Consider the following 22,422-nt stretch of genomic DNA (forward strand, 5'->3'; position numbering starts at 1 on the left):
TGACAAGTCTCCTTCAAAACCGGGGAATATTCCCCAGCTTGAAGGTTTCTCCTCAGACTCCCCGAACGCAAGCCACCCCTCAACAAAAACGCGGTGGTGGCCTGTGCGGACCCGCCACCGCGTAGCGGTTTAGTTCAACGAAAGTTGAGGGGCGCTTGGAGGCCGTAGGCCGAAAAGCGTCCCCTCGATGGAAGGGCTAGGCCGCGCTGCGAGACTCATGCGGACACGCATTTCTTGATGGTCTCCCACGTTCGCGTGGTGACCTCGCGTCCGAATGCGTTCTCGAGCAGCTTCATAAACACCGGCCCCTTGTCGCTCGGCACGTAAGCAGTGAATACCTCCCGACCAACTACGCCCAGGATTTGGGCCCCATCAGATTCAAGCGGGAGCGCGAGTTTGGGGGTGCTCGGCTCGCGCAGAAAGCTCACGACGCGCTTTGCGCCTGACGGGGCCGAGAAAGCGGTATACGGGTCTGTCTCCAACAAGCTTCGTAGAGCGTTGACTGATCGCACAATTGTGTAGAACGTGCGACCGAGTGAGTCCTGCATTGAAGCCTCTGCTTTTCGCTCAAGCGAAGATTCGGCCGCTGAGCGTGCATCGAAGACCACGTTGCCGCTGGAGAGTACGGTTCTCACGTTCGTGAAACCGGCCGCCTCGAAGGCACGCTTCAGCTCGGGCATCTTGGCATTCAGGGGACTGACCCCGCGAAGAAAAGCAACGTATCGAGGCATGATGGATTTTGCGCGGTCTAATTAATGTATAGAGCAAGGTCTGCTCGATAAACTGGCCCGTACTCGATATTCTGGACCTACCAAATACGCACAAGTCCTTATTCTTAAAAGAATATTCCATCTTTACCGGTGCTCCTCAGCCAAATAAATAAGCGCCAAACCCTGCAGCCGCAAGTTTAGGCGCTGCTGGTAGCACCGCGCATCTCCCATTTGAACGGCCCCCTTTTTTCCCGGGGGGCCTCAAATCCCCTTGGATCGTTAATGGCAAAACAAGCAAACCTTAATTTGCATCAATAATTCCTATAATTTCAGTAACTCCTGAAAATACAGTAGGTCAAATCATGAACATCGCCCCCCTGACCCAGCGCTTTGTTTTGCACTTCGGCGAAATGGGCAGCCGCTGGGGCATCAACCGCACCGTCGGCCAGATTTATGCGCTGCTGTATGTCTCGCCGCGCGCGCTCAATGCCGACGAGATTGGCGAGGCGCTGGCTTTCTCGCGCTCCAACGTCAGCATGGGTTTGAAAGAGTTGCAGTCCTGGAATCTGGTGCGGCTGCAACACCTGCCCAACGACAGGCGCGAGTACTTTCAGGCGCCGGAAGACGTGTGGGCGATCTTCCGCACGCTGGCTGAAGAGCGGCGCAAACGCGAGATTGATCCCACGCTGTCGATGTTGCGCGACGCGCTGATGGAAGAAGGCGTGACGGGTGACGATGTTCACGCCCAGGCGCGGATGCGGCAAATGCATGACTTGATTGAACTCATGACGGGCTGGCTGCAAGAGGTGCAGAAGATGGACTCAGCGACTTTGGCCAGTTTGATGAAAATGGGGGCCAAAGTCGCCAAGCTGCTGGAGGCCAAGGACAAGGTGGCGACCACCCTCGGCTTAAAGGCGGTAGTGGTAAAAAATGCATCCTTCTAAAACGGTGTTTTGTCTGTCACCGCGGGCTCGACCCGGGATCCAGTCCAATTTCTATGCAGCATGCCGAGGGAACTGGATTGCGGGTCAGGCCCGCAATGACAGATCTATACAAACTTGACCGGAACTCACCATGGAAAACCTTGACGCATTCCTGCTGGCGCGGATCCAGTTTGCGGCCAACATCACGTTTCACATCCTGTTCCCCACCATCAGCATCTCGCTGGGCTGGGTGCTGCTGTTTTTCAAGCTGCGTTTTGTCAAGACCGGCCAGCAGCACTGGATGGACGCCTACCAGTTCTGGGTGAAAATTTTCGCGCTGACTTTTGCGCTGGGTGTGGTCAGCGGCATCACCATGAGCTTCCAGTTTGGCACCAACTGGCCGGGCTACATGGAAAAAGTCGGCAACATTGCCGGGCCGCTGCTGGCCTATGAGGTGCTCACTGCGTTTTTCCTGGAAGCCACCATGCTGGGCGTGATGCTGTTCGCGCGAGAACGTGTCAGTGAGCGCATGCACACCATCGCTACCTTGTTGGTGGCCGGTGGCACCACGCTGTCGGCCTTCTGGATCCTGGCGCTCAACTCCTGGATGCACACGCCGGCCGGGTTTGAGATGATCAATGGCCAGGCGCATGTGACGAGCTGGCTTGAAGTTATCTTTAACCCGTCCTTCCCCTACCGTTTCACCCACATGATGCTGGCCTCGGGGCTGACGGTGGCGTTTCTGGTGGCGGGTATTTCGGCTTACCGCTGGCTGCGTGATGACAAAAGCGCCGAGGTGTTGGCCAGTCTCAAAACCGGCATCTACCTAGCCGCCATGCTGATTCCGCTGCAGATCATCGCAGGCGATTTGCACGGCCTGAACACGCTGGAGCACCAGCCGGCCAAACTGGCGGCGATGGAGGGCATCTGGAAAACCCAGAAGGGCGCACCGGCCATTCTGTTTGCGCTGCCCGATGAGAAGGCCAAGGAAAACCGCTACGAAATTGCCATTCCGAAACTCGCCTCGCTCTACCTGACCCATTCGTGGGACGGAGAGATCAAGGGCCTGGACCAGTTTGAAGGCAAACACCCGCCAGTGGCGCCAGTGTTCTGGGCTTTTCGCATCATGGTTGGCATGGGGCTGTTGATGCTCGTTGTGAGTTGGGCCAGTGCCTTTCAGCTCGCACCCTGGAGAAATAGAGCCCCCACGCTTGTCGCTTCGCGAGCCTCCGGCAATTCGCTGCCCCTTGCACCAGGAACAGGGGCGCTGCGCCTGCGGGCCGGCGAAGCCGGACCCGCGGCCCTGGCTGGTGAAGAGGTTGTCCCCCCGCGGGAGTTGAAGCGCTGGCAACTGCGCATGCTGGTGGCCATGACCTTTGCCGGCTGGGTCGCGCTGATCGCCGGCTGGTATGTCACCGAAATTGGCCGCCAGCCCTGGCTGGTCACGGGTGTGCTGACCACAGCCGAGGCGGCCTCCCAAGTGTCGGCGCCGCGTATTGCACTGACGCTGGCCTTGTACCTCACGCTGTACGCGGCGCTGATTGTGGCTTATATCTCGGTGGTGTTTTACCTGGCGCGCCACAAGACACACGCCGACAAACCGTTTGGCGACGACAACACCGCCGGCGACACGGAGAAGCAACTCAACGTCGTCAACTACCCGGGGAAAGAAGGAGGCGCCCATGCTTGACCTCGCTCCCGACCTGACGCAGGCCGCTGGCTGGATGCCGATTGTTTTTCTGGCGGTCATGGGCCTGGCCATGCTGGCCTATGTGATTCTTGACGGCTACGACCTGGGCGTGGGTGTGCTGATGCGCCGCGCCAGCGACGACGACAAGGACAGCATGATTGCCAGCATTGGCCCCTTCTGGGACGCCAACGAGACCTGGCTGGTGCTGGGTGTGGGCATCATGCTGACGGTGTTTCCGATGGCGCACGGCGTGATTCTGGGTGCGCTGTATCTGCCGGTCGCTTTCATGCTGATTGGCCTGACTCTGCGTGGTGTGGCCTTTGACTTCCGCGTCAAGGCGCGGGCCGCGCACAAGCCGCTGTGGAACCGCCTGTTCTACGGCGGCTCGCTGCTGGCGAGCTGGTCCCAGGGCTACATGTTGGGTTCGCTGATCACCGGTTTTGCCGATACCTGGTGGACCATGCTGTTCAATGCCGTGATCGGGCTGGCGCTGGTGGCAGCTTATTGCCTGCTCGGTGCGGGCTGGCTGATCATCAAGTCAGAAGGCGCGCTGCAACTGCACGCGGTGCGCTGGGCGCGCGCCAGCCTGCTGTTCACCATGGTCGGCGTGGCCGCCATTTCAATCGCCACGCCGCTGGTCAGTCCCAGCATTTTTGACAAATGGTTTTCGTTTCCCAACATCGTGCTGCTGATACCGATTCCGGCGGCCACAGCGGTGTTGTTTGCAGTGATCTTCCGCAGCCTGCAGCGCCTGCCGGTACGCCTGGCCGCAGGCAATGAATACGGCGCCTGGGTGCCGTTTGGTGCCACGGTCGGTGTGTTTTTGCTGGCGTTCTACGGCCTGGCCTACAGCCTGTTTCCGTGGCTGGTGATTGACCGCATCACGATCTGGCAGGCCGCGACCGCACCGGCGGCCATGGGCGTGATTCTGGTGGGTGCGACGGTGGTGCTGCCCATGATCATTGGCTACACGGTGTTTGCCTACCGTGTGTTCTGGGGCAAAAGCGCGGCGCTGAAGTATTAGGTCAACGCTCGTCGTAGCTGATGGACAGGCTGTCACTCAGCGGCCTGGCCTGGCAGCTCAGCACAAAGCCTTTTTCGACTTCCCAGTCTTCGAGCGTATAGTTTTTCTCCATCGCCACCTGGCCTTCAGTCACCTTGGCGCGGCAGGTGCAGCAGACGCCGCCCCTGCAGCTGTAGGGCAGGTCCAGGCCCGCAGCCAGCGCCACGTCCAGCACCTTCTCATGCGCGAACATGCGCAGCGCGTGGGCCTTGCCGTCGAGTTGCACCGACAAGTGGATGGGGCCGGGTACTGCGCTTTTTATAGAGCTATTTTGGCCACTAGCCCTTATCCCACCTGCGTAATTAGCTCCTGATTTGATAGCATCAGCGGTTGGCGACCCGCTTAGAAAACGTTCTGCGTGGATGTGCGCCCTGGGCACACCGGCGGCCAGCAGGGCCTGCTCACAGCCTTCAATCATGGCTTCGGGGCCACAGATAAAAGTTTCGTCAATGCTGGCAGCGGGGATCAGGCTGGCCAGCAATTCGCTGACCTTGGCCGCATCAAGTCGACCATTGAACAGGGCCACCTCCTGCGCCTGGCGCGACAGCAGGTGAATCAGGCTCAGGCGCGCCGGGTAGCGGTCTTTCAGGTCCTGTAGCGCTTCATTGAACAGGATGGAGCTGCTGCGCTGGTTGCAGTACACCAGCGTGAAGGTGGAGCCGGATTCGCCGGCCAGTGTGCTGGCGATGATGGACAGCAGCGGTGTGATGCCCGAGCCCGCTGCCCAGCCCACGCGGTGCACCGCGCCGCTCAGGCGCGGCGTGAAGCGGCCCTCGGGCTGCATCACATCCAGCGTGTCGCCGGGTTGCAGGCGGGTGGCCCAGTTGGAAAAGACGCCGCCTTCGACCGGCTTGATGCCGACTTCAATCTCCTGCGTGGCTGCCAGGTGCTGGGTGCTGCTACAGATAGAATAACTGCGGCGCACGGATTCGCCGCCTATCTGCGCCTTCAGTGTGAGGAACTGGCCCGGCGTGAAGCGGAACACATCCTGCAGCTCGGGCGGGATTGCAAAGCTGATGGCTACTGCGCCAGCGGCTTCGGGCGTGACGCGTGAAATGGTGAGTGAATGGAAGTAGGACATGTGAAGTCAGTTGCCGGTGTTCTCTTGACCAGTCGGGGCTGCGGAGACGGCTTTGCCGGGCCGCAGGCGCAGCGCCCCCTCGGGGCTGGAACCTGCGGCTCCAAACCTGCTTGAGCAGGTTTGGACAGGCGACAGAAGCGAAGCCTCTGGCGAGCGGCGGCCTGCAAGGTGCAGAGAGCTACACGGAGTGAGAGAACGTGGGGGCATCAATAACTTTTGAAATAGTCAAACGGCTCCAGGCAATCCAGGCACTTGTACAAGGCCTTGCAGGCGGTCGAGCCGAAGTGCGAGGTTTCTGTGGTGTTGACCGAGCCGCATTGCGGGCAGGCCACCGCATCAACGGCAGACTTGCGGGCTGTAAAGCGGATCACCCTGTCGCTGTCGGGCGTGGTGGTGTGCGGCGGCGCAATGCCGTAGCTGCGCAGCTTTTCCTTTGTCGCCGGGCTGATCCAGTCGGTGGTCCAGGCGGGTGCGAGCTGGGTGGTGATGCGGGCCGTGATGTGTTGCTGGGCCAGCACGGCGTGGATGTCGTCCTCAATTTGCCCCATGGCCGGGCAGCCGCTGTAGGTGGGCGTGATGATGATTTCCACCCCTGCGCTGGTGTGGCGTACATCGCGCAGAATGCCCAGCTCGCGGAGGGACACCACCGGAATTTCCGGGTCGGGCACGGCTTCCAGCGCGTCCCAGATCGCTTGCACGGTGTTCACCACATCACCTTGTCACCACCGCGCCTGGGGGTGCGCGCGCGCCAGGCTTTGCATGTCAGCCAGCAGCGGCGCCAGGTGCGCGCTGTGCTGGCCGTTTTTGCCCTGTGGCGGTTTCGCCATGACACGCGGGCGTTGCAGGCCTGCTTCTTCCAAAGCGTCGTTGACCAGTTCGTCCCAGCGGGTTTGCAGCATCGCCATACCAGCAGCAGTCTCTGGAGTTGCTATTGTTTCGATAGCTGCTTGCGCCCAGTACTCGTGGGTGTAAGGCATTAAATGGTTCACAGCCGACTGGCTGCGGGCATGCGACTCGGCGGTGCCGTCGCCCAGGCGCACCAGCCAGTCGCGCGAGTGGCGAAAGTGGTAACGCACTTCTTTGAGCGACTTGCCGGCAATCGCTGCCAGTTGCGTGTCTGTCGATGTTTGCAGCGCCTCCCACAGCAGCAGCATGAGGGCGCTGTAGAAAAAATTGCGGGTGATGGTCACCGCGTAGTCGCGCTCCGAGCTGCTGGAGGCATGCGGCAGTTCGAGCAGCGTGAAGTTGCGAAAGTCCCCAGCGTCACGAAAGTAGGCCAGCGTGTCTTCGGTGACGAGTTCGCCTGCAGCCTCTTCACCAGCCGGGGCCGCGGAACCTGCTTTGCCGGGCCGCAGGCGCAGCGCCCCCTCGGGGGGCAGCGAACCACACGAAGTGGGGAGCGTGGGGGTATAAATTTTAGCCGCATGCTGGTACAACATCCGCGCCTGGCCTATCAGGTCCAGGCTCATGTTGGCCAGGGCGATGTCTTCTTCAAGCACCGGGCCGTTGCCGCACCACTCGGCATTGCGCTGGCCCAGCACCAGTGCGTTGTCGGCCAGGTGCAGCAGGTAGTCCAGCGGCGCGGTGACGGGTGTTGCCAGCGCAGCCATCACATGTGGCCCACTTCATCGGGGATGTTGTAGAAGCTGGGGTGGCGGTAAATCTTGTCGGCCATAGGCTCAAAAAACGCGGGTTTGTCATCAGGCTCGCTGGCGGTGATGGTGCTGGAGGGCACGACCCAGATGCTCACGCCTTCCTGGCGCCGGGTGTAGACATCACGCGCCATTTGCAGCGCCTGCTGCGCATCGGTGGCATGCAGGCTGCCGCAGTGTTTGTGTTCAAGACCCTGCTTGCTGCGCACAAACACTTCCCAGAGAGGCCAGTCGCGCTGCACTACTCCCTCTCCCTCTGGGAGAGGGTTGGGGTGAGGGCTCTTGCTCATGCGGCCTCCTTCAAAAGGCGCGCTTGCTGTTTGGCGGCATACGCCTGCGCCGCATCACGCACCCACTGTCCGTCCTCATGCGCTTTCACGCGATTGGCCAAGCGTTCCTTGTTGCAGGGGCCGTTGCCGCCCACCACGGCCCAGAAATCGTCCCAGTCGATGGCGCCATAGCTGTGCTGCTGGCGCTCGTCGTTCCATTTCAGATCGGGGTCGGGCAGGGTCACGCCCAGTACCGCAGCCTGCGGCACGGTGGCATCCACAAACTTCTGGCGCAAATCGTCGTTGGAAATGCGTTTGATGCCCCAGCGCATGCCCTGCGCGCCATGGGTGCTGTCGGCATCGGGTGGCCCGAACATGGCCAGCACCGGCCACCACCAGCGGTTCACCGCGTCCTGCACCATGGCGCGCTGCTCGGGTGTGCCCTGCATTTGCACCATCAGGCTTTCAAAGCCCTGGCGCTGGTGAAAACTTTCTTCCTTGCAGATACGGATCATGGCGCGCGCATACGGGCCGTAGGAGCAGCGGCAGAGCGGCACCTGGTTCATGATGGCCGCACCGTCAACCAGCCAGCCAATCACGCCGACATCGGCCCATTGCAAGGTCGGGTAGTTGAAGATGGAGCTGTATTTGGCCTTGCTGGTGTGCAGTGCGTCCAGCAGCTGATCGCGCGATGTGCCCAGGGTTTCAGCCGCCGAATACAGGTACAGGCCGTGGCCGCCTTCGTCCTGCACCTTGGCCAGCAAAATCGCCTTGCGCTTGAGCGAGGGTGCGCGCGAAATCCATTGGCCTTCGGGCTGCATGCCGATGATTTCGCTGTGCGCGTGCTGGCTGATCTGGCGCACCAGGGTGCGGCGGTAGGCCTCGGGCATCCAGTCCTGCGGCTCGATTTTCTGGTCAGCGTCAATCTTTTCGTCAAAGCGGGTTTGCAGCGCGTCGGGCGCTGATGGCACGGCCGCTAGCGCGGGCGCCGATGCATCGGGCACGTCAAGGGATTGGGTATACATGCTTGTCTCCTGTCGCTAGGGCTCGCTGAACCTTCGGTTTTGCAACAGTATATCAATTAACCGACCGTTCGGTCGGTTAATTGCGGTTGGGCGAGCAGGCTGGTTTCAGGCGACGCGCGCCAGGTCGGTCAGCAGGTCGTCGGCCGAGGTGCAAGGTACCAGCGGGTTCTGGCCATGAGACGGTTCGCTTCGGTGGCGGCCAGGGTGTCAAAACCTTCGAGCTTCAAGAGGCGGACGTTGTTGCCTCGGATGTCATCGTCGTCCTCGATCACCGGAACCAACGCCATGGCCCTGTCCTTGCTGCCTCCGGTATCAGCCGCCGTGTTCCAGCGTGAAACCTGCGTTACGGTCCTGCCCCAGGCGCGCCACCATCTGCGGCAGGGCGGCCTGCAGGTCGGCCTTCAGCGTATGCGGTGGGTTGATCACAAACATGCCGCTGGCCGGCAGGCCGGGCCGCTTCACATCGCCGGCTTCGTCGGTCGTCAGTTTGCTGGACTTGACGGTCAGGGTCGCGTTGAGCCAGCTGCGGCCAGCCTTGACCGCCAGGGTTTTGAGCTTGCGCGGCAGGTCGTGCGCTTCGGGGCGCGGAATGATGGGGTACCAGACCACATAGGTGCCGGTGGCAAAACGCTTGACGGCGTCGGCCATGCAGACCACCACCCGCGCATAGTCGGTCTTGATTTCGTAGCTCGGGTCGCACAGCACCATGGCGCGGCGCGCCGGCGGCGGCAAAAAGGTTTTCAGCACCTCAAAGCCGTCCTCGCGCGTGACGCTGACCTGCCGGCCCGCGCCGAGCTGCTCGATGTTGCCGGTCAGCGACTTGAAATCGGTGGGATGCAGTTCGAACAACTTGAGCTTGTCGCGGCCGCTGAGGAACTTTTGCGCGATGAAGGGCGAGCCGGGGTAAATCTTGAGCTGGGCCGGGTCGCCGGTTTCCGCAAAAGCCTGGTTCAGGCTGCGCAGCAGGTCAACGTAATCCTGCAGAGCCGGCGCTAGCGGCTGCACAGCGGGCGCCTTCGTTTTTTTAGATGCTATTATTTTAATAGCTGGTTGCCCTTGACCGACGTGGGCTGGAGGCGTATTTGGCACTGAAATCAAGCGAAAAATACCGTCTTTGGCCTCACCGCTGGTTTCGGTGTAATCCCCGTCAAGCCGGTACAGGCCGGCACCCGCATGGGTGTCGAACACGGTCAGCGCCGTGTCTTTCTGGGTCAGGTACTTCATCAACGCGATCAGCGTGGTGTGCTTGAGCACGTCGGCATGGTTGCCGGCATGGAAGGCGTGGCGATAACTAAACATGGCGCTATGGTAACGGGCAGGGGATTTTGTCCGGTTAAAAGGAGGCCGGTTGGAGCTTGTTTCTGAAATTTGTACCCGCCGCCTTGCGGCATCCCACCAGTTTTGTATAATCGAAGGCTTCGCAGCGATTGGCTGGCCCCGCGGCGAGGCTTAGACACCACCTAAGAGGTTTCCATCAGAGAAACACCGACCGTGGAAAAGGGCTGCTCAAACCAACTTTAGAAGTAACTCCATGACAACTTTCAGCGCAAAACCCGCTGACGTGGTGCATGAGTGGTTTGTGATTGACGCGACCGACAAGGTCCTCGGACGAGTAGCCAGCGAAGTTGCTCTCCGTTTGCGCGGCAAACACAAGGCCATTTATACGCCCCACGTCGATACCGGTGACTTCATCGTCATCATCAACGCAGCCCAGCTACGTGTCACCGGCGCCAAGTCGACCGACAAGATCTACTACCGCCATTCCGGTTATCCCGGCGGCATCTCGGCGACCAATTTCAAGGACATGCAGGCCAAGCACCCCGGCCGCGCGCTTGAAAAAGCCGTCAAGGGCATGTTGCCCAAAGGACCGCTGGGTTACGCCATGATCAAAAAACTCAAGGTGTACGGTGGTGCCGAGCACCCGCACACTGCCCAGCAGCCCAAAGTGCTTGAGATTCCAGCTTTATCGAACGGGGTGGCCAAATGATTGGTGATTGGAACAATGGCACCGGCCGTCGCAAATCCAGCGTCGCCCGCGTGTTCATCAAAAAAGGCACTGGCAAGATCACCGTCAACGACCGTGACATCCAGACCTTCTTCGGTCGCGAAACGTCGATCATGATCTGCAAGCAGCCGCTGCACCTGACCAACCATGTCGAAACCTTTGACATCATGGTCAACGTCCACGGCGGCGGTGAGTCCGGCCAGGCCGGCGCGATACGCCACGGCATCACCCGTGCGCTGATCGACTACGACACCACCCTCAAGCCGGTTCTGAGCCAGGCCGGGTTTGTGACACGTGATGCACGTGAAGTCGAACGTAAAAAGGTCGGTTTCCGCTCGGCACGCCGCCGCAAGCAGTTCAGCAAGCGTTAATTCGTTTCGCTGTTCCCGAAAAAGCCGTCCGGTTTGCGCCTGGCGGCTTTTTTCATGGATTGTCGCCGGACGGACGCGGACGCAAATCCTTACCCGCTTATAGGCGGTTGCGGGTTCATCTGCGTGCACAATGCACCTCCCAACATAAAAACCGCAGGGTCTGCCTTTGAAGTTTCGCCTGTTTCGCCGCCGTCTGACCATCAGCTCCCCGCGCATGGCGATACGCACTTCCATGCCCTGGCCGTTGCGCTGGGCGCTGGGCGCGATGATGCTTGGTTTTTCTGCCGCCATTGCGCTGTGGACCTTTGAGCTCGGCGTCAGCATTGCCGGACTGGACAAGGCCGCCAAGCTCGAATTGAGCAAGCTGCGTGAAGAAGTTGCGAAGCTTCGCTCTGAACGCGACAAATCGCAATCGATCGCCAACATTTCAGGCAGTCTGCTGACGGCCGAGAAAGCTGCGCAGGAAAAGATGGTGGGCCAGATCAAGCAACTGGAGTCGGAGAACCGGCTGCTGCGTGATGACCTGGGGTTTTTCGAGAAGCTGCTGCCGGCCGGCGGGGCCGACAGCGCAGCCATTCGGGGCCTGCAGGCCGAAAAGCTGTCTGACATGCAACTCAAATGGCAGGTGCTGGTGATTCAGCCCGTACGCGATGCGCCGGTATTTAACGGCAAGCTGGAGTTGACGTTCAGCGGCACGCTGGCCGGAAAGCCCTGGACCACCGGTTTGTCCGGTGGTCCGCAAACTTTACAGTTCAAACAGTACCGGCGCGTGGAAGGTGTTCTCGACTTGCCGCCCCAAGCCGTGGTACAAACGATTACAGCCAAACTCGTCGAAGGAACCGCCACGCGTTCCGTGCAAGCCATCAAGTTGTAGTGTTGATGCAAGACAGGAATTTCCCCATGTTCGGTAAAAAAGCCCAGCCCTCTATTCGCAGCCTGATCGCTCAGGGTAGCTGTATTGAAGGCAATCTCAAGTTCACCGACGGCTTGCGCATTGACGGCGAAGTGATTGGTGACATACGTGCCAACGAAGGCAGCCCCAGCATTCTGGTGATCAGCGAGACGGCCTGTGTCACCGGCCATATTCACGCCGACCACGTCATCATCAACGGCCGCGTGGTTGGCCCTGTGCACGCGTCAGAACTGCTTGAGTTGCAGCCCAAGGCCAAAATCCAGGGCGATATCGCCTACAAGGCGCTTGAAATGCACCAGGGCGCGGTCATCTTTGGGCAGTTGCGGCCCACCAACCACGAGGTGGGCGACAAGCCCCTGTTGACGCTGGCGGCCAACAACGTCGAAAAAACACGGGACGAAGTCTCTGTCAGCGGCTTCGGGCGCCTCTAAGTCAGCGTGCGCCTTATGGTTGATCGAATTGCTGTACTATAAATTGATTGATTTGTGAAGAACGGAGTTTCCCATGAGCGCAGTTGCTGAAAACATCCAGACCCAGATGCCCGATCCATTTGTCTTTACCGACAGCGCGGCGGCCAAAGTGGCAGACCTGATTGCCGAGGAAGGCAACCCGGACCTGAAACTGCGCGTGTTTGTTCAGGGTGGCGGTTGTTCCGGCTTCTCCTATGGCTTCACGTTTGACGAGATCACCAACGAAGACGACACCACCATGACCAAGAACGGTGTGTCGCTGTTGATTGACGCCATGAGCTACCAGTACCTGGTCGGCGCCGAGATCGACTACAAGGACGACCTCGAAGGCGCCCAGTTCGTGATCAAGAACCCGAATGCCACCAGCACCTGCGGCTGCGGTTCCAGCTTTTCTGCCTGATAGCGCAGATCAAGCACCTTTAAAAAGCCGCCGAAAGGCGGCTTTTTTGTTGTCAGCCTTTTCAGCGCTCGCTGGGCCGGCCTGCAACCGTCAGGCCGGGTAAATCGCTCCCAGCACCCGCAGCCCGGCAGCCCCAGTCACGCTGGGCAGGTTACCGGCCTGGCGCAGAACCGCCTGGCGCGCCAGCCAAGCAAATGCTGCGGCTTCGACCTGCAACGGCGGCAGGCCCTGCAACTCCGACGATTCAACCCGCAATTGCGGCAAGCTTGCCTGCAGGCGCTGCATCAGATGCTGGTTGAAGGCACCCCCGCCACAGACAATCAGCAATTTGCTATCTTTTGCATAGCTGTTGATGCCCGCTACACATGGGCTGACAGTGAATTCGGTCAATGTATTCTGGATATCTTCAGGGCGTTCGCGGGAAAAGGCGGCCAGCTTGTGATCCAGCCAAGCCGCGCTGAAAAGATCGCGACCGGTGCTTTTCGGAGGCGGTAGAGCGAAGTAGAGGTCGTCGAGCAGGCTGGCCAGCAGGGCCGGGATCAGCTTGCCGCTGGCAGCCCAGGCGCCGCTGGCGTCGAACGCCTGGCCAGTGTGCCGCTGGCACCAGGCGTCCATCAGGGCGTTGCCCGTGCCGCAGTCAAAGCCCTGCACGGCTCTTGTGCCTTTAGGCGGCAACACGCTCAGGTTGGAGATACCGCCAAGGTTCAGCACGCACACGGTGGCATCCTCCTGGCCAAACACGCCCTGGTGAAAAGCCGGTGCCAGCGGCGCGCCCTGGCCACCCGCCGCCAGGTCGCGGCTGCGAAAATCGGCGACCACAGGCAAGCCAGTCAGCTCTGCCAGCAGGGCCGGGTTGTTGAGCTGAAGGGTGTAGGCGGCATGGGAAGCCTGGGAAGCCTGGGAAGCCTGGGAAGGGCCGGGTGGCGGCTGGTGCCTGACGGTTTGCCCGTGCGCGCCGACGGCCTGCACATGGCTGGCTGGGACCCCCTGGGCAGCGCCCTGGTCCAGCAGCGCTTTGACGACGCGGGCGTAGACCACCGCCAGTTGGTTAGCGGCCAGGGCCGCGCGGTGCAGCTCGTTGTGACCGGGGGCGTTCAGCGCCAGCAGTTCGGCGCGAAAGTCATCCGAAAAAGACTCGGTAGCCGTCGCGATCACCTGCGGCTTGCCGCCCAGAAAATCAACCAGTACGCCGTCCGCGCCATCGAGGGAGGTGCCTGACATCAGGCCGATGTAGTGATTGAGCATGCAGCCATTTTGCCGCATGGCAGCATGCACCCGTGGCAGAGACTTGGCGTCGGTGAGCGACCGTGGGGGGCAACTATTCCGCGCGGGTCTGAGTGATCGTCGCTGCCGCCTGAAGCTGGCTTTTCACGCCGGCAGCCAGTTCGCGGAATGCGGGCATGGCTGCCGCAGACAGCGCAATGGTTTCGCTTTGCTTGGCTATCGTCATCGGGTCCTGGTGGACACCGTTGACGCGAAATTCAAAATGCAGGTGCGGGCCGGTGGCCCAGCCGGTCGCGCCGACCAGGCCAATGGTCTGGCCCTGGCTGACATTCTGGCCGCGCTGTACCGAGATTTTGCTCAGGTGCGCATACACGGTCTCGTGGCCGTTGCGGTGCTTGATGAAAACCACATTGCCGTAGCCGTTTTGCATACCGGCAAACTCGACCACACCGTCACCGACAGTGCGTGCCGGGGTGCCGGTGGCGGCCGCGAAATCAGTGCCCAAATGCGCGCGCCACTTTTGCAGGATGGGATGAAAACGCATGGAAAAGCCACTGCTGACGCGCGAGAACTCGACCGGTGAGCTCAGGTAGACGCGGCGCAGGCTCTGGCCGTCCAGGGTGTAATAGCCGCCCTTGTTCTGCGCGCCCGCACCCTGGCCGGGGGTCTGGAACCACATGGCCTGGTAAGTTTTGCTGGCATTGACGAACTCGGCCGACAGCACGCGGCCGGTGCGCAAGGCTTCGCCGTCGGCTTCCAGGGTTTCATACACCACGTTGAAGCGGTCGCCCTTGCGCAGGTCGCGCCGGAAATCGATATCGCCCGAAAAAATTTCAGCGACTTGCACTGCAACGGCGTCGGGAATGCGGGCCTCATCGGTCGCCGCAAACAGCGAGGTCTGGATGTTGCCGCTGGCCAACCGCGCCGATGCTGCGTAGGGCGCCGTCTCAATGCGTGAACTCAGGCCCGCCGCGCTGCGTTCGATCACCAGGCGTTTGAACAGGGCTTCATCGTCGGTGGGCCAGCGCATGCTGAGCTTGAGCAGTTGCTGGCTGTCGCTGGCTTCGACCGTGACGGTCTTACCTGGGCGGCCTGCCAGGATAAGGCGTGCATTGGCATCGCTGCGCAAAAAAACCGAGGCGGAGGCATCGTCAATGTTCAGTCGCCTGAGCAGGGCGTCGGCAGTATCGCTGCTGCGGGTGGTGTCGGTGCGAAACAATGAGTAGCGAAAATCGCCCAACACCTCGGTCTGGCTTTCCGTGGGCAGGGCTTGAACGGCTTCCAGCACCTGGCGCACGGGCAGATCGGCTGCGTCAGGTGCGAGTGGGGCCACGCCGAAAGCGGTCACGCCTGTGCCGAGCAACAGGGCAGCCAATGTGCCTGTGATCCTTTTCGGGTGACGGTGAAAAAAAGCGGTGACGACTTGCAGGCCGTATGAGAGATCGTTCTTGATCAAAACTGAATTTCCCAACTTAGAGAGCCGTCAGGCAACAACAAGAAGCCCGGTGACGGCGGATGAAAATGATGTGCCGCCGGAAAAAACGTGGGCGGACGACAATTTAGAATGGGTTTGCAACTTGTGGGCCAGCCAGCACTGGCGCCTAACCATGGCAGAAACGCGAGTATATCTGTCAGACAACCGCCCGACATGTGAAAACCCTTATGAATCAAGAGCTTGTTACAAATTTCCTGGTCACTGACCGTGTCAGGGAGGCCATGGCGGTGTCCTTGCGCGGCTGTGAAGAGCTGATTCCTGAAGACGAGTGGCTCAAAAAACTGGCCCGCTCCGAGGCCACCGCTACGCCGCTGCGCATCAAATTGGGGCTGGACCCGACCGCGCCTGACATTCATGTCGGCCATACCGTGGTTCTGAACAAAATGCGCCAGTTGCAGGATCTGGGGCACACAGTGATCTTTTTGATCGGTGACTTCACCTCACTGATTGGTGATCCGTCCGGGCGCAACACCACCCGGCCGCCGCTGACCCCCGAGCAAATCAAGGCCAATGCCGAGACCTATTACCGACAGGCTTCGATGGTGCTCGACCCGGCGCGCACCGAGATTCGCTACAACAGCGAATGGAGTGACCCGCTGGGTGCGCGCGGCATGATTGCCCTGGCCGCCAAATACAACGTGGCCCGCATGATGGAGCGCGACGATTTCAACAAGCGTTTCAAGGCCGGCCAGTCTATTAGCGTGCACGAGTTTTTGTACCCGCTGATGCAGGGTTACGACTCGGTGGTATTAAAGAGCGACCTGGAACTGGGTGGTACCGACCAGAAATTCAACCTGCTCATGGGCCGCCACCTGCAGGCCGAATACGGCCAGGAGCCGCAGTGCATTTTGACCATGCCGCTGCTTGAAGGGCTGGACGGCGTGGAAAAAATGTCCAAGAGCAAGAACAACTACATTGGCATTTCCGAAGACGCCAACACCATGTTTGCCAAGGTGTTGTCGATCTCCGACGTGTTGATGTGGAAGTGGTACACCTTGCTGAGCTTCAAAAGCGAAGCCGATATCGCCGCGCTTAAAAAAGAGGTGGAGGCTGGTCGCAACCCCAAAGAGGCCAAGGTGGCGCTGGCCAAAGAAATCACCGCGCGCTTTCATTCCGCAGCAGCCGCTGACGCAGCAGAGCAGGACTTCATCAACCGCAGCAAAGGCGGCGTTCCGGACGAAATTCCTGAAATCAGCCTGAGCGGCGCTCCGCTGGGCATTGCCGCTTTGCTCAAAATGGCCAGCTTGGCCACTTCAACCGGCGACGGCAACCGGCTGATCGAAGGCGGCGGGGTGCGTGTGGACTCCAGCGTGGTCAGCGACAAGGCGCTCAAACTGTCTGCCGGGGTGTATGTGGTGCAGGTTGGCAAGCGCAAGTTTGCGCGCGTGACCCTGACATAAGGGCCGCCTGACATGGCGTGAAGATCTGATTTGTACAGGCAGTGTACAATCTATCCACATGATTACCAACATCGATATTGATGAGGCTGTTGTGGCTGAGGCCATGCGGCTGTCGGGTGCACGTACCAAACGTGAGGTGGTGGACCGCGCCCTGCGCGAGATGGTCGCGCGCGCCACACGACCCTCGGTGCGTGAGTTGTTTGGCATAGGCGGTGTGGACGCTGACTACGACCCCAAGGCGCCGTGGGCACGCGGTGTCGAAGTCGGGCAAAACCGGGTGGAACAACCGCGTGCCATCTACCCGGTGGCCGCCCAACCCAGCGCCAAAAAACCCTCCAGCCCGATCAAGCCCGCCCGACCCAGGAAGAGCTGATGCTGCTGGTCGATTCCTCGGTCTGGATTGACTGGCTGCACGGGGCTGACACCGACGCGGTTCGTTTTGTTCAAGAGCGCGAGGCGCACGAAGAACTGGCGCTCACGCAGATGATTTACCTGGAGGTGCTGCAAGGTATCAGCTCCGAGCGCCAGTTTGCCGCGACCCGCCGGGTGCTGGGCGCGCAGACCCTGCTGCAGCCACTGGATGCGCTGGAGACTTTTGAGGCGGCAGCGCAGCTGTATCGGCGTGCGCGGAAGAAAGGCTTGACGATCCGTAAATCAACCGACTGCCTGATTGCGGCCATGGCTATCGAGCATGAAGCCATGCTGGTGCACAACGACCGCGATTTTCTGGCACTGGCGCAGGCAGCGCCAGCGCTTGTGATCTATCCGAACCGCGCCTTTTCGCCCAGGCACTGAGGCGTTTTCTGCCTTATCTGGCGCCTGCCTTTTCCAGCATCTGCACCATCGCGGTGTAGCCACGCGACCGGGCCAGTTGCAGCGGCGTGTTGCCCTGCCGGTCGGTCAGTTGCAGGCGGGCACCCGCGTCTATCAGCGCTTTGAGCGTGACCTTATGCCGGGCGCCACCGTCGCCCAGCACCACCGCTTCAATCGCCGCTGTCCAGTGCAGGTTGTTCACATGGTCCAGCGGCGCGCCGGCAGCAATCAGCTGTTTGACGACACCATCATGGCCCAGATGCGCAGCGGCAATCAGCGCGGTGCCGTCGTAGCGACTGGTGACCTGCCTGGCGCTGGCGCCGAGTGACAGCAACACGCGCAGCGTGTCTTCATCGTCAGCGACCGAGGCAATCGTCACGCCGTCGTAGCGGTCCTTGTCGAGCAGGTTGATGTTGGCGCCAGCTTTCACAAGCGCGCGAATCGCGTCGTGCTGTCTGGCAAAGGTGGCCACATGTAGCGGCGTACGGCCGTTGCCGTCGCGGGCATTGAGGTCGGCTTTGGCGGCAAGGTTTTCAATCTCTGTCACATTACCTGTGTAGGCGGCTGCGTGCAAACCCTTGTACTGTGCCGCCTCCACGCCGCTCGGAGCCACTTGGGCGTTAGCGGGCTCCATGCCCAGGGCACCCAAGCCACAGGCGACGGCGACGATGCTGCCCTGCAGGTGGAGGTGCAGGCGAAGTAAGTTCTGGTTCATGGCGTGACTCCTGCTGACTGCTTTGCTGCCGGCTGAACCGGTGTAGGGTTTGGTCGGTGCGTCTATGTCAGCGTCTGCAGCTTCGGTACATTTTGCGGCATGAGGGGTGAGCAAGGAACATCATTCACAATGGATCGATGAAATTTCCGCAATTGCAATCGCTGACGCCACGAGGCCTGCTCCGGGCCTCGGTGCTGGTGGCGTTGGTGACCATTGTGCTCAAGACCGGGGCCTGGTACATCACCGGCTCCGTCGGCTTGCTGGCTGATGCGATGGAGTCTTTTGTGAACCTGGCCAGCGCGATTTTCGGGCTGGCCATGGTCACCATTGCGCAGCGCCCCGCTGATGATGACCATCCCTATGGCCACCACAAGGCAGAGTATTTTTCATCGGGTTTTGAGGGGCTGCTGATTGTGGCGGCGGCGCTCGCGATCATCTGGGCGGCGGGCCACCGCATTCTGGACCCACAGCCCTTGCAGCAGGTGGGCTGGGGTCTGGGTTTGTCGGTGGTCAGCTCTGCACTCAATGGTTTGCTGGCTTGGGTGATGTTTGGCGTTGCCGCCAAAAGCCGTTCGATTGCACTCGAAGCCGATGCCAAGCACCTGGTGACCGATGTCTGGACCTCAGCCGGTGTGGTGGTCGGCATAGCGGCGGTGGCGCTGACCGGCTGGCTGTGGCTGGATGCGCTGGTGGCCATCGGTGTGGCGCTCAACATCCTGTGGGAAGGCTTCAGGCTGATGTGGCGATCGTCGCAGGGCCTGATGGACGAGGCGCTTGAGCCCGAAGTGCTGGCCGACATCCACAAAACCCTTGCCGGTTTCGAACATGCCACCATTCGTTTTGACCACCTGAGCACGCGCCGCGCCGGTCAGCGCCGTTTTGTGGATCTGCACATGCACATGCCGGGCAGTTGGTCGCTGGGAAGGGCAGCCGCCCTGCGTGCCAGCGTCGAGCAGGCGCTGATGAGCGCGGTGCCTGGCCTGCGTGCCACCATTCAGTTGCTGCCATCGGATGTGGAAGCGCACTTTGACGATGAGAGAAATTTGATTTGATCAGTGTGATCCAGCGGGTAAGCCAGGCGCGTGTGTTGGTGGGTGGCGCAGTGATCGGCGAGATCGGCATGGGCCTGCTGGTGCTGTTGTGTGCCGAGCGCGGAGACAGCGAAGTGCAGGCCGACAAGCTGCTGGCAAAAATCCTGAAGCTGCGTATATTTGCTGACGAGCCGGGCGCCGGGCCGCCCCAAGCACGGCCACCCCCCGAGGGGCTGGAGCCTGCGGCTCCAAACCTGCTTGAGCAGGTTTGGACAGGCGACAGAGGCGAAGCGTCTCGCGAGCTGCGGCCTACAAGGCCTTGCGCAGCACACGAAGTGGCAAGCGTGGGGGCCAGTAAACCGGGCAAGATGAACCGCAGCGTGCAGGACGTGAGCGGCGGTCTGCTCATTGTCAGCCAGTTCACGCTGGCCGCTGATGTGTCTGGCGGCAACCGGCCCAGCTTCACGGGTGCTGCTGCGCCGGACGAAGGCAGGCGGTTTTACGACTACTTTGTGGCGCAGGCGCGGCGGCTCCATCCGGTGGTGCAGACCGGCCAGTTTGCAGCCGACATGCAGGTGCACCTGGTCAATGACGGGCCGGTGACGATTCCGCTGCGCATTGATCCGCTATCAATTCAGTAGCGTCTTCCGCCTATGAAATAAGGGCTGGAGCCTTATTTGATGCTTGAAATCGGCGACCTTCCGGTGGGCCACCATTTCGATCTCATTCGCTTCCATCGCCTTGCTGTGCTCACGCAGTGGTGCTGGCCGCTTACCGTGTCAACCGGTAAGGTTCATCAAAATCAACAAAGTCTTTTTCAGCCAGAGCCTCGTCCATCCAGGCCTTCACGCCGGGCAGGCCGCCGACCCGATCCATGTAGTCGCAGATGAGGTCCGGTACCGGCAGGCCATAGTTTTTCAGGCGCATGCAGACCGGAGCGAAATAGGCGTCAGCGACTGAGAACTCGCCAAAAAGCATGGGGCTCTTGTGCTGCGCCAAGAGTTCGGTCCACATCTCCACAAGGCGCTGCACATCGGCTCGTACCGTCGGTTTGTCGCGCCAGATGATGGCTCCGGTCTGGGACAGGTCCGCTTCGATGTTCATCGGGCAGGCACTGCGCAAGGCGCCAAAGCCTGAGTGCATTTCGGCGCAGATGCTGCGCGCGCGGGCGCGCGCCTTCACGTCTTGCGGCCAGAGCTGCTTTTCCGGAAACTTCTCGGCCACATACTCGGCAATAGCGAGCGTGTCCCAGATCGCGAAGCCGTCGTCCACCAGCACCGGCACCCGGCCCCCCGGACTCACCGCAAGCACCGCCTGTTTGAAGCTGGAGGTGGGGGCGAAGGTATCGGTGCCGACGCGCACCATGACTTCCTCGAACGGTATGCCAGCCTGCTTGAGCAGCACCCAGGAGCGCATGGACCAGGACGAGTAATTCTTGTTGGCGATGTAGAGCTTGAGCACGGGGCCTCCCTTGAAAATGACCGCCTATGCTACTGCGCGCCGGCCATCCCATTGATGCGCAAAGGCGCGTCGATTGATGCATGCACGGGTGACCGCTTAGAAGCGCCCAGCGGTCTTGCGTTTGGCCACCAGGTTGCTGCGCAGGCCCCAGCCGCCGGCGTTGGGCCCGAGGTAGCTGGGCGCAATCGCCTCGAGTGCCGCAGGCGTGATGCCCAGCGCCTCCAGCCCCGGCAGGTTGCCGCTGGCGATGTTGGGTACGCTCATCGAATCGAGGTTGTCGCGGCTCATCAGCGGTTCGCCGGGCGCCAGGGCCATCATGCGGGCCTGCAGCCGGCCCAGCGCCGCAGGCAGCGCAAGCACGGGTCGGCCTCGGCCTTGGTTGATGCCGCTGAAACGTCCTGCCAGCTCGACCAGTTGTCTGAGCGTGTAGACATCCGGGCCGCAGGCTTCAAAGGTCTGGCCCGTCGTGGCGTGCAGATGCGCGTCCTGCAGGCAGTGCACGATGGCGCTGGCCACATCTTCCACCCACACCGGCTGGAACAGCGCATGGCTGCCGGCCAGCGGGATCACCGGGAACATCTTTTGCAGACTGGCAAAGACATTGAGAAATTTATCCTCGGCGCCAAAAATCACACTGGGCCGAAATATGGTCAGCGCCAGCGGCGCCTGGTGCAAGGCCACTTCGCCATGGCCCTTGCTGCGCAGGTACATGGACGGCGCGCCATCCGGGTTGCGCGCGTCGACGCCCAGAGCGCTGACATGCACCACGCGCCTGACACCGGCAGCAGCGCAGGCGCGGGCGAGTTTTTTCGGCAACTCGACATGCGCTTTGTCAAAGGCCTGCTGCTTGCCATGCAGGATGGCAATCAGGTTGACCACTGCGTCGTGCCCGGCGACCAGTTGCGTCAGCGCCGCTTCGTCATGCACGCTGGCCTCAAACACGTCCAGCGAAGGCAGCATCTGGATATCGCGCGCGCTGGCAAGCTGGCGCGTGGGCACCGTCACGCGCCATTGAAGTTGGGTCAGCTTCTCGCAGACATGGCGGCCGACAAAACCTGTACCGCCCAGAACCAGTATTTTTTTCATAGCTGTCATTAAACGCCTTCAGGACGACGCATGCAAAACAGATACCCAAAACACCCGCTGGTGTAGGCCTCGGGCGCAGGCGAAACTGGCTTGCCGACCTACGCCGCTATGGCGCTTGCCTTTGGATAATCTGCTGATGAACATTTTTGAAGCCCTCCGCACCAGCCACATCACTCAACGCAACCTTGCGGACAACCTGATCAAGACCTCAGGCGACAGCAAGGAGCGTGATCTGCTCTTCAAGGAACTCAAAGCCGAGCTGGCTGCCCACGCGGCGGCTGAAGAGCGCTTCTTCTACGTGCCACTGATTGCACACGACATGACGCAGGAGCCTTCGCGTCACGGCATTGCAGAGCACCATGAGATGGACGAGCTGGTGGAAAAGCTGGAGAAAACCGAGTTCAGTTCACCGGCGTGGATTGCGGTCGCCAAAGAACTGCACCACAAGGTTTATCACCATCTTGAGGACGAAGAGCAGGGGATATTCCAGCTGGCTGGCAAGGTACTGACAGAAGCCGAAAAACTGTCACTGGCCAAGGACTACGAAGGTGAGTTTTTGTCGCAGCGCGTCAAGGACTGAGGCGTTCTCACCCGCGCGTTGGCCCTCACCCCTGCCCTCTCCCAG

The 22,422-nt window shown here is 60.9% G+C and carries 26 protein-coding genes and 2 pseudogenes; 15 read left to right on the top strand and 13 right to left on the bottom strand.

The genetic code is table 11. The annotated features are described in order from the left end of the window. Nucleotides 1–215 precede the first annotated feature (215 nt). Nucleotides 216–731, bottom strand: a complete 516-nt coding sequence (locus Q8O29_RS12415) for a DUF1697 domain-containing protein (protein WP_305563227.1) — start codon at nt 729–731, stop codon at nt 216–218. A 341-nt stretch (nt 732–1,072) separates the two neighbouring features. Between Q8O29_RS12415 and Q8O29_RS12420 the strand changes: the two genes are divergently transcribed. The 3 genes from Q8O29_RS12420 to Q8O29_RS12430 all read left to right on the top strand — a co-directional run bounded on the left by Q8O29_RS12420 (nt 1,073) and on the right by Q8O29_RS12430 (nt 4,347). Further along, nucleotides 1,073–1,654, top strand: a complete 582-nt coding sequence (locus Q8O29_RS12420) for a GbsR/MarR family transcriptional regulator (RefSeq protein WP_305563229.1) — start codon at nt 1,073–1,075, stop codon at nt 1,652–1,654. A 130-nt stretch (nt 1,655–1,784) separates the two neighbouring features. Continuing rightward, entirely contained in the window at nt 1,785–3,323 is a 1,539-nt protein-coding gene (locus Q8O29_RS12425; RefSeq protein WP_305563231.1) for a cytochrome ubiquinol oxidase subunit I, read from the top strand. Next, nucleotides 3,316–4,347, top strand: a complete 1,032-nt coding sequence (locus tag Q8O29_RS12430; protein WP_305563233.1) for a cytochrome d ubiquinol oxidase subunit II — start codon at nt 3,316–3,318, stop codon at nt 4,345–4,347. The genes Q8O29_RS12425 and Q8O29_RS12430 overlap by 8 nt, the downstream gene beginning before the upstream one ends. A 1-nt stretch (nt 4,348) precedes the next feature. On the opposite strand, the gene Q8O29_RS12435 is transcribed toward Q8O29_RS12430, so the two are convergent. From Q8O29_RS12435 to Q8O29_RS12465, 7 genes are all read right to left on the bottom strand, one after another. Next, nucleotides 4,349–5,467 (bottom strand): 2Fe-2S iron-sulfur cluster-binding protein, encoded by a 1,119-nt coding sequence (locus Q8O29_RS12435; RefSeq protein WP_305563235.1) that lies wholly within the window; start codon nt 5,465–5,467, stop codon nt 4,349–4,351. A 206-nt stretch (nt 5,468–5,673) separates the two neighbouring features. Beyond that, complete coding sequence (paaD, locus tag Q8O29_RS12440; RefSeq protein ID WP_305563237.1) at nt 5,674–6,174, bottom strand: 1,2-phenylacetyl-CoA epoxidase subunit PaaD; 501 nt, start codon at nt 6,172–6,174, stop codon at nt 5,674–5,676. Between the two features lie 12 nt (nt 6,175–6,186). Next, nucleotides 6,187–7,077, bottom strand: a complete 891-nt coding sequence (gene paaC / locus Q8O29_RS12445) for a 1,2-phenylacetyl-CoA epoxidase subunit PaaC (RefSeq protein WP_305563239.1) — start codon at nt 7,075–7,077, stop codon at nt 6,187–6,189. After that, nucleotides 7,077–7,409, bottom strand: coding sequence for a 1,2-phenylacetyl-CoA epoxidase subunit PaaB (paaB, locus tag Q8O29_RS12450; protein ID WP_305563241.1), 333 nt, complete (start codon nt 7,407–7,409; stop codon nt 7,077–7,079). Before paaB ends, paaC begins: the two co-directional genes overlap by 1 nt. Then, on the bottom strand, nt 7,406–8,413 hold the full coding sequence (gene paaA, locus Q8O29_RS12455; protein WP_305563243.1) for a 1,2-phenylacetyl-CoA epoxidase subunit PaaA: 1,008 nt from the start codon (nt 8,411–8,413) through the stop codon (nt 7,406–7,408). The genes paaB and paaA overlap by 4 nt, the downstream gene beginning before the upstream one ends. Nucleotides 8,414–8,541: 128 nt before the next feature. Further along, nucleotides 8,542–8,700, bottom strand: a complete 159-nt coding sequence (locus Q8O29_RS12460; RefSeq protein ID WP_305563245.1) for a hypothetical protein — start codon at nt 8,698–8,700, stop codon at nt 8,542–8,544. Nucleotides 8,701–8,725: 25 nt separating this feature from the next. Continuing rightward, the gene (locus Q8O29_RS12465) at nt 8,726–9,712 is read right to left on the bottom strand and encodes a 23S rRNA (adenine(2030)-N(6))-methyltransferase RlmJ (protein WP_305563247.1); all 987 of its coding nucleotides are present in this window, start codon (nt 9,710–9,712) and stop codon (nt 8,726–8,728) included. A gap of 232 nt (nt 9,713–9,944) precedes the next feature. On the opposite strand from Q8O29_RS12465, the gene rplM reads away from it, so the two are divergent. The 5 genes from rplM to erpA all read left to right on the top strand — a co-directional run bounded on the left by rplM (nt 9,945) and on the right by erpA (nt 12,572). Continuing rightward, nucleotides 9,945–10,400 carry a 50S ribosomal protein L13 gene (gene rplM, locus Q8O29_RS12470; RefSeq protein ID WP_305563249.1) on the top strand — a complete coding sequence of 152 codons (456 nt, stop codon included), beginning with the start codon at nt 9,945–9,947 and terminating at the stop codon, nt 10,398–10,400. After that, nucleotides 10,397–10,789, top strand: coding sequence for a 30S ribosomal protein S9 (rpsI, locus tag Q8O29_RS12475; protein WP_188707544.1), 393 nt, complete (start codon nt 10,397–10,399; stop codon nt 10,787–10,789). Before rplM ends, rpsI begins: the two co-directional genes overlap by 4 nt. Nucleotides 10,790–10,955: 166 nt before the next feature. Beyond that, a complete protein-coding gene (locus Q8O29_RS12480; protein ID WP_305563251.1) occupies nt 10,956–11,663 on the top strand; it encodes a DUF6776 family protein in 708 nt (235 codons plus the stop codon). A gap of 26 nt (nt 11,664–11,689) precedes the next feature. Further along, the gene (locus Q8O29_RS12485) at nt 11,690–12,133 is read left to right on the top strand and encodes a polymer-forming cytoskeletal protein (protein WP_305563253.1); all 444 of its coding nucleotides are present in this window, start codon (nt 11,690–11,692) and stop codon (nt 12,131–12,133) included. A gap of 73 nt (nt 12,134–12,206) precedes the next feature. Beyond that, nucleotides 12,207–12,572 (top strand): iron-sulfur cluster insertion protein ErpA, encoded by a 366-nt coding sequence (erpA, locus tag Q8O29_RS12490; RefSeq protein ID WP_305563255.1) that lies wholly within the window; start codon nt 12,207–12,209, stop codon nt 12,570–12,572. 90 nt (nt 12,573–12,662) lie between these two features. Here the strand turns inward: erpA and Q8O29_RS12495 are convergent, their stop codons facing one another. Together Q8O29_RS12495 and Q8O29_RS12500 are read right to left on the bottom strand one after the other, a co-directional pair. Next, entirely contained in the window at nt 12,663–13,817 is a 1,155-nt protein-coding gene (locus tag Q8O29_RS12495; protein ID WP_305563257.1) for an anhydro-N-acetylmuramic acid kinase, read from the bottom strand. Between the two features lie 73 nt (nt 13,818–13,890). After that, nucleotides 13,891–15,249, bottom strand: a complete 1,359-nt coding sequence (locus Q8O29_RS12500) for a M23 family metallopeptidase (RefSeq protein ID WP_305563385.1) — start codon at nt 15,247–15,249, stop codon at nt 13,891–13,893. A 209-nt stretch (nt 15,250–15,458) separates the two neighbouring features. Here Q8O29_RS12500 and tyrS point away from each other — a divergent pair, with 209 nt between their 5' ends. From tyrS to Q8O29_RS12515, 3 genes are read left to right on the top strand one after another with little or no spacing between them, the layout of a single operon-like run. Then, nucleotides 15,459–16,691, top strand: a complete 1,233-nt coding sequence (gene tyrS, locus Q8O29_RS12505; RefSeq protein WP_305563259.1) for a tyrosine--tRNA ligase — start codon at nt 15,459–15,461, stop codon at nt 16,689–16,691. 58 nt (nt 16,692–16,749) lie between these two features. Then, nucleotides 16,750–17,064, top strand: coding sequence for a type II toxin-antitoxin system VapB family antitoxin (locus Q8O29_RS12510; protein WP_305563261.1), 315 nt, complete (start codon nt 16,750–16,752; stop codon nt 17,062–17,064). Continuing rightward, the gene (locus Q8O29_RS12515) at nt 17,064–17,486 is read left to right on the top strand and encodes a PIN domain nuclease (RefSeq protein ID WP_305563263.1); all 423 of its coding nucleotides are present in this window, start codon (nt 17,064–17,066) and stop codon (nt 17,484–17,486) included. The genes Q8O29_RS12510 and Q8O29_RS12515 overlap by 1 nt, the downstream gene beginning before the upstream one ends. A 13-nt stretch (nt 17,487–17,499) precedes the next feature. Here the strand turns inward: Q8O29_RS12515 and Q8O29_RS12520 are convergent, their stop codons facing one another. Further along, nucleotides 17,500–18,219, bottom strand: a complete 720-nt coding sequence (locus Q8O29_RS12520; RefSeq protein ID WP_371134229.1) for an ankyrin repeat domain-containing protein — start codon at nt 18,217–18,219, stop codon at nt 17,500–17,502. A 137-nt stretch (nt 18,220–18,356) separates the two neighbouring features. Between Q8O29_RS12520 and Q8O29_RS12525 the strand changes: the two genes are divergently transcribed. The 3 genes and pseudogenes from Q8O29_RS12525 to dtd all read left to right on the top strand — a co-directional run. Next, the gene (locus Q8O29_RS12525; protein ID WP_305563264.1) at nt 18,357–19,271 is read left to right on the top strand and encodes a cation diffusion facilitator family transporter; all 915 of its coding nucleotides are present in this window, start codon (nt 18,357–18,359) and stop codon (nt 19,269–19,271) included. Next, nucleotides 19,268–19,441: pseudogene (locus Q8O29_RS12530) on the top strand (D-aminoacyl-tRNA deacylase); the annotation flags it as partial. The gene Q8O29_RS12525 and the pseudogene Q8O29_RS12530, both read left to right, overlap by 4 nt. Before the next feature lie 168 nt (nt 19,442–19,609). Beyond that, nucleotides 19,610–19,891, top strand: a pseudogene (gene dtd, locus Q8O29_RS12535) (D-aminoacyl-tRNA deacylase); the annotation flags it as partial. A gap of 130 nt (nt 19,892–20,021) precedes the next feature. Here dtd and Q8O29_RS12540 read toward each other — a convergent pair. Continuing rightward, nucleotides 20,022–20,711: a glutathione S-transferase family protein gene (locus Q8O29_RS12540; protein WP_305563266.1), complete on the bottom strand. Its 690-nt coding sequence runs from the start codon at nt 20,709–20,711 to the stop codon at nt 20,022–20,024. A 96-nt stretch (nt 20,712–20,807) separates the two neighbouring features. Then, nucleotides 20,808–21,797 (bottom strand): complex I NDUFA9 subunit family protein, encoded by a 990-nt coding sequence (locus Q8O29_RS12545; protein WP_305563268.1) that lies wholly within the window; start codon nt 21,795–21,797, stop codon nt 20,808–20,810. Nucleotides 21,798–21,933: 136 nt separating this feature from the next. Here Q8O29_RS12545 and Q8O29_RS12550 point away from each other — a divergent pair, with 136 nt between their 5' ends. After that, complete coding sequence (locus Q8O29_RS12550; protein ID WP_305563270.1) at nt 21,934–22,377, top strand: hemerythrin domain-containing protein; 444 nt, start codon at nt 21,934–21,936, stop codon at nt 22,375–22,377. Nucleotides 22,378–22,422: the final 45 nt, after the last annotated feature.

It is taken from the genome of Polaromonas sp., assembly GCF_030689685.1.
In the GTDB taxonomy this organism is placed as follows: Bacteria; Pseudomonadota; Gammaproteobacteria; order Burkholderiales; family Burkholderiaceae_C; genus Polaromonas.

Coding starts and splice junctions, on each gene's coding strand:
- Q8O29_RS12435 (WP_305563235.1), bottom strand. CDS start 5,467: ATGTCCTACTTCCATTCACTCACCATTTCACGCGTCACGCCCGAAGCC.
- Q8O29_RS12545 (WP_305563268.1), bottom strand. CDS start 21,797: ATGAAAAAAATACTGGTTCTGGGCGGTACAGGTTTTGTCGGCCGCCAT.
- Q8O29_RS12550 (WP_305563270.1), top strand. CDS start 21,934: ATGAACATTTTTGAAGCCCTCCGCACCAGCCACATCACTCAACGCAAC.
- Q8O29_RS12510 (WP_305563261.1), top strand. CDS start 16,750: ATGATTACCAACATCGATATTGATGAGGCTGTTGTGGCTGAGGCCATG.
- Q8O29_RS12460 (WP_305563245.1), bottom strand. CDS start 8,700: ATGGCGTTGGTTCCGGTGATCGAGGACGACGATGACATCCGAGGCAAC.
- rpsI (WP_188707544.1), top strand. CDS start 10,397: ATGATTGGTGATTGGAACAATGGCACCGGCCGTCGCAAATCCAGCGTC.
- Q8O29_RS12485 (WP_305563253.1), top strand. CDS start 11,690: ATGTTCGGTAAAAAAGCCCAGCCCTCTATTCGCAGCCTGATCGCTCAG.
- Q8O29_RS12525 (WP_305563264.1), top strand. CDS start 18,357: ATGAAATTTCCGCAATTGCAATCGCTGACGCCACGAGGCCTGCTCCGG.
- Q8O29_RS12420 (WP_305563229.1), top strand. CDS start 1,073: ATGAACATCGCCCCCCTGACCCAGCGCTTTGTTTTGCACTTCGGCGAA.
- Q8O29_RS12415 (WP_305563227.1), bottom strand. CDS start 731: ATGCCTCGATACGTTGCTTTTCTTCGCGGGGTCAGTCCCCTGAATGCC.
- Q8O29_RS12465 (WP_305563247.1), bottom strand. CDS start 9,712: ATGTTTAGTTATCGCCACGCCTTCCATGCCGGCAACCATGCCGACGTG.
- Q8O29_RS12495 (WP_305563257.1), bottom strand. CDS start 13,817: ATGCTCAATCACTACATCGGCCTGATGTCAGGCACCTCCCTCGATGGC.
- rplM (WP_305563249.1), top strand. CDS start 9,945: ATGACAACTTTCAGCGCAAAACCCGCTGACGTGGTGCATGAGTGGTTT.
- Q8O29_RS12520 (WP_371134229.1), bottom strand. CDS start 18,219: ATGAACCAGAACTTACTTCGCCTGCACCTCCACCTGCAGGGCAGCATC.
- Q8O29_RS12430 (WP_305563233.1), top strand. CDS start 3,316: ATGCTTGACCTCGCTCCCGACCTGACGCAGGCCGCTGGCTGGATGCCG.
- paaC (WP_305563239.1), bottom strand. CDS start 7,077: ATGGCTGCGCTGGCAACACCCGTCACCGCGCCGCTGGACTACCTGCTG.
- Q8O29_RS12515 (WP_305563263.1), top strand. CDS start 17,064: ATGCTGCTGGTCGATTCCTCGGTCTGGATTGACTGGCTGCACGGGGCT.
- tyrS (WP_305563259.1), top strand. CDS start 15,459: ATGAATCAAGAGCTTGTTACAAATTTCCTGGTCACTGACCGTGTCAGG.
- Q8O29_RS12425 (WP_305563231.1), top strand. CDS start 1,785: ATGGAAAACCTTGACGCATTCCTGCTGGCGCGGATCCAGTTTGCGGCC.
- erpA (WP_305563255.1), top strand. CDS start 12,207: ATGAGCGCAGTTGCTGAAAACATCCAGACCCAGATGCCCGATCCATTT.
- paaA (WP_305563243.1), bottom strand. CDS start 8,413: ATGTATACCCAATCCCTTGACGTGCCCGATGCATCGGCGCCCGCGCTA.
- paaB (WP_305563241.1), bottom strand. CDS start 7,409: ATGAGCAAGAGCCCTCACCCCAACCCTCTCCCAGAGGGAGAGGGAGTA.